Raw genomic sequence first — 4,303 nt, 5'->3', positions numbered from 1 at the left:
CGCCGGTGCCGTCCCGCCAGATCGCCGTGTTACCGGCAGGGTCGGGGGTGGGGTCGACGGCTTGGTTTTTCCCGGCCTGGGTGGTGGTCCAGCGGATGGGACGCCCGCACTCGGTGCAGGTCGAGGGGCGTCTCATTCGGGTTCCCTGGTGTGGTCGACGGCGGCCTGGTCGCGCTCCGGGTGGGCACCGGCCTGTGCGAGGAGGCGGCGGGTGCCGATGACGGTGCACGAGGCGCCGGGGATGGCCTGGCAGGTCGGGCATTGGGCGAGGGCCGTTACCCAGGCGTCGCGGCGGGCCTGGTGGGTGTCGGCTCGGCGGGGTCGGGTGCCTCCGTGGCTGGTGCAGAGGTCGCCGGCGGGGGCGTAGCACCAGGGGCAGGCGACGGCGAGTTGGGGGAAGCGGAGGGGGCGTCGGGTCATCAGGTCGCGTCCTCGAAGGTCGGGCGGTCCGCAGCGGCGCGCGCGGCAGCGTGAGCGGAGGCGGCGAGGCGGCGGTCCTGCTCGCGGGCGTCCTCGGCGGGGTCGACGGGTGGGAGGCCAGCGGCGGCGCGGCGGGCGTCGTCGAGGCGGGTGGGGTGGGCGTCGGCGCGTCGGCGGCCGTTCGTGCGGCACCCGGCGCCGGGCGTCGCGCCGCAGACGCGGCAGACGACGGCGAGGACGTTGACGACGCCCTCCCGTACGCGGGGAATGGCCTGGCCGACGGTGGCGAGGACGGCGGCAGCGCGACCGGTGGCGGGGGTGCCCGGGGGGAGTGCGGGGCGGTCGGCGGTGCCGAGGGAGGCCCGGATGGACTGCGGGGGCGTACGTCCGTCGGCCGCCGCGGTGATGAGCGCGCGGACGGAGGCGGCGGACTCGGCGCCGGTCTCGCCCGGGGTGCCGTCGTAAACGACGTTCGCCAGCTCGATGCGCTCGGCACGGCGCTCCTTGATCTCGGTGACGATCTCGGCGGGGCTGATCCAGGGCTGGCGACGGGCGATCGCGATGACAGCGGCACGGGCCTCGTCGACGGCGTACGGGGCGAGGATCTCCCCCCAGACATCGGGGGTGTACTCGCCAAACTTCTGCGCGGGGCAGGCGGCGGCGACGTACTCGGCGATCTGAACGGCTTCTTCTTCGGTCACGGCTGTCCTTCCTGGCGTTGGGCGGCGCGGGCGGCGGCGCGGGCGCGGGCGCGGTCGAAGACGGTCCCGCCGTCGGACTGCTGGCCCCGCGCGGTACCGGCGGGGTCGGTGGTGTTCATGACCTCGTGCACGACGCTCGCGAGGGTGGCGGGGTGGAGGTTCTTCTGCATCCAGCGGGCGATGCCTCGGCGGATCCAGTCCGGGGCGATCCGGTCCTCATCGAGGAGCACCCGGATCTCACGGGAGAGCTGACCGATGACGCGCGACGGGGGGCGCTCAGCGCACCGGTCGAGCCACTCGCTGACGATCGTCTGGGCGGTGACAGGGGCCTCGGTCTCCTCAGCCTCGGCGTCGTCGACCGGCTCGCCCTCGATGACCTCGTCTGGTGTGCCGCCTTGAGGGTCAGCCGACGACGGGGGGTTCCCCACAGAGTGAGGTCTTGTAGAGAGAGGAGAGTGAGTAGGCGTCCGGGATTCCCGGACACTGACGTCCGGTGTTTCCGGACACTGAGATTCGTCAGTGTCCGGGTTTTCCGGACACTGGGCTTCCGGGTCAGTGTCAGGTGTTTCCGGACGCTGAGACGGTTCAGTGTCCGGGAATCCCGGACCCTCAAGTCCCGGTCCAGGGTCCGGGTTTCCCTGACACTGAGAATCGTCAGTGTCCGCAGAATCCGGATGCTGAGCATCGTCGTCAGTGTCAGGAAAGGGCGGACACTGAAGGGGAAGGATCATGTACTTCGCGGTCGCGTTCTTCTGGCCGGTCGTGACCTTCTTCAGGCAGCCCTTCGCGATCAGCGCCTTGATCACTTCGTAGATCTGCGGGCGGGACAGCTTCGCGCGGCGGAGGATCTTCTCCGACTCCACGGAGGACCAGGTGATCCGCGTCGAGTCCCGGGCGTCGTCCGCCAGCACCGCGAGGGCGAGCTTCTCGCGGTGTGTCAGCGTCGTCGGTGCGTAGTCGAGCACCTCGACGTACAGGCGGCTGCCCACGTACTGATCTCCTCGGGATGGTGCTGAGTGTGTCGTTGGCCTGATGGGCGGCCGGTTGGTGCTGCACGGCCGCCCACCAGGAGTCAGCCGGCCGCAGCTTTCGCCGCGGCGCGTGCCAGCCGGTAGCGCTGGGGCCCGGTGAGACCGCCCCAGATGCCCCACCGGTAGCTCTCACCCCGGCCCGTCTCCTCCGCCAGTGCGGTGGACAGGCACTGGGCACTGATCGGGCACCGCTCGCAGGTCCGGAGCGCCTGGCCCTGCTCGAACGTCCGGGCCTCGGCGAACCAGATGTCAGGGGGGAGGCCGCTGCGGGCGCAGGCGGCGTTCGACCAGTCGGCGGGGCTCATGCCGACCTCTGCCGGGCGCGGGCCCGCCACCGGACGACGGTCCGGGCGCTGCACCGTGCGCGGGCTGCGATCTCACGCGCGGTCAGGCCCCGGCCATGCAGGCGGGCGAGAACGGCTCGCTGCTCTGCGCGGCTCAGCCTGGCCGGGGGGTCTCCGGCCACAGCCCGCTCAACGGCCGCCGGGTCCGGCGCGCTCATCCGCGCGCGCCAGATCCCGCACTGGCGAGTCTTGCACTTGGAGCAGTAGCGGCGGCCCTGGCGGTCACGGCGCAGCCACTGGGGCCAGGGGTGGCCATGGCGGCAGGTGGCCGGGAGTACGGCGTGCGGCGTCATGCGGTCACCGCCGTGACGGTGTGCACCCAGGACAGCGCGGTGGCGTCGAGCTGCTCGCGGGCCCGGGTCACCGCGACGTACGCGAGGCGGCCCTCTTCGCGGCGGAGGATCACCAGCCCGGATTTCGGGTCCGGCTTCGGCGCGCGGAAGTCGCTGTGGATGCGGACCTTGGCCCATTCGCGGCCCTTGGACCGGTGCGCGGTGGACACCACCAGCTCGGCCGCGTCCTCGCTCGCGAGAGCGTCGGCCGCCGCCGCGATCCGGCCCGTCCCGTGCTCATCGATCAGCTTCACGAGGACACGGAGCGCGCCGTCCTCCTCCTCCGCGTACTCCCGGACCGCGTCCCACGAGGGGAACGCAAGCAGCTCGGGGTGATCCGTGGGCTTCCCGGACTGGAGGGACTCGGCCGCCCAGGCCAACCGTTTGATGTCCCCGCCGCCCCCGACCAGCGCCGTCTTCCGCCCGGCCGCCAGCGATTCCATGACGATGCCCATCGCACCCGCGTTGGTACGGCACAGGATCGCGTCCGGATCGTCGACCGGGCCGACGGCGGACTCGCAGCCGTCGTATCCGGTGAGCCGGAGGGGGGCGCCGATGATCCTCAGCCAGGTGTTGGCCTGGTCGGCGATCGGCGGCCCGAACCGGAACGACTGACTGAGCGTCAGTTCGGGGCAGCCCAGCGCCTGGACGAATCCGCGGAGTGCGTCCTTGGCGCCGCGCCACTCGTAGATCGCCTGCGAGCTGTCTCCGACGGCGATCCGCTGAGCGTGATCCTGCGCGAGCAGGACGGCCGCGAGGACGTCGTTCGTGTCCTGCGCCTCGTCCAGCAGGACAACGTCGGTGTCGAGTCGCGGCCCGGACAGCGCCCACATCTTGAGGTAGTGGTCGTGGCTCAGCCGCAGAACACCCTGCTCTTCGCGGAGGTCTGCCCATGCGGCCTTGGCCACGGGCAGGACCAGGGCGAGGAGCGCCGCGCGCGGTTCCTTCTGCGTGAGGCCGTCGTACTGCGGGACGTGCCGGGCGGTGATCTCCGGATCGGCGCTGTGGCACCAGCGCCCAACCGTGTCGAGCGCGCACCGCATGATGATCTTGCTGGTCATCGCCTTCGGCGTGCCGAGATCCGTCGGGACCGACGGCGTCGAGCCGATGATCCCGAGGACCTTCCGGACGTCGAGCGCCTGCCCGGCCTGGTGCGCGGTCTGCCTCGGCGCCTTCAGCCGGGGCAGATGCCTCGGGTCGAAGGCCAGAGCGTGGCCCGTCTTGCAGAGGACCGTGCTGGGGAAGCTCCGCGAGGCGTCGGCCGCGATCGACCGGTTGTAAGCGACGTACGTCATCCGACGGCGCGGATCGCTCTTGGCGATCATCTTCAACGTCGACGACTTTCCGCAGCCGGCCCCGGCCTGGAGCGCGCAGTCGATGCCGTCGCCGTACGTCGCGATTGCTTCGTGCTGCTCGGGTGTGGGGTCCACCACTGGTGCACCTCCTTTCTGGGGGTGCGGGCCCCGCCGGGGAAG

5 protein-coding genes are annotated in these 4,303 nt (G+C 71.8%); all 5 read right to left on the bottom strand.

Going from position 1 to position 4,303, the window contains the following annotated elements; translation table 11 throughout:
• Positions 1–132: 132 nt before the first annotated feature.
• The 5 genes from ACWF94_RS34695 to ACWF94_RS34675 all read right to left on the bottom strand — a co-directional run bounded on the left by ACWF94_RS34695 (position 133) and on the right by ACWF94_RS34675 (position 4,258).
• A complete protein-coding gene (locus tag ACWF94_RS34695) occupies positions 133–420 on the bottom strand; it encodes a zinc finger domain-containing protein (RefSeq protein WP_453497917.1) in 288 nt (95 codons plus the stop codon).
• The gene (locus ACWF94_RS34690) at positions 420–1,121 is read right to left on the bottom strand and encodes a zinc finger domain-containing protein (protein ID WP_453497915.1); all 702 of its coding nucleotides are present in this window, start codon (positions 1,119–1,121) and stop codon (positions 420–422) included. The genes ACWF94_RS34695 and ACWF94_RS34690 overlap by 1 nt, the downstream gene beginning before the upstream one ends.
• A complete protein-coding gene (locus tag ACWF94_RS34685) occupies positions 1,118–1,549 on the bottom strand; it encodes a hypothetical protein (RefSeq protein WP_453497912.1) in 432 nt (143 codons plus the stop codon). Before ACWF94_RS34685 ends, ACWF94_RS34690 begins: the two co-directional genes overlap by 4 nt.
• A gap of 644 nt (positions 1,550–2,193) precedes the next feature.
• Positions 2,194–2,487 carry a WhiB family transcriptional regulator gene (locus tag ACWF94_RS34680; RefSeq protein ID WP_453497909.1) on the bottom strand — a complete coding sequence of 98 codons (294 nt, stop codon included), beginning with the start codon at positions 2,485–2,487 and terminating at the stop codon, positions 2,194–2,196.
• Between the two features lie 298 nt (positions 2,488–2,785).
• Positions 2,786–4,258 (bottom strand): UvrD-helicase domain-containing protein, encoded by a 1,473-nt coding sequence (locus ACWF94_RS34675; protein WP_453497906.1) that lies wholly within the window; start codon positions 4,256–4,258, stop codon positions 2,786–2,788.
• Positions 4,259–4,303: the final 45 nt, after the last annotated feature.

The organism is Streptomyces sp. NPDC055078, from assembly GCF_053607985.1.
The sequence above is the reverse complement of the archived record's forward strand: the minus strand, read 5'-3'. Positions and strand labels throughout refer to the sequence as shown.

Bases quoted from the DNA above. Each gene is read 5' to 3' on its own strand.
- ACWF94_RS34695 (WP_453497917.1), bottom strand. From the start codon at position 420: ATGACCCGACGCCCCCTCCGCTTCCCCCAACTCGCCGTCGCCTGCCCC.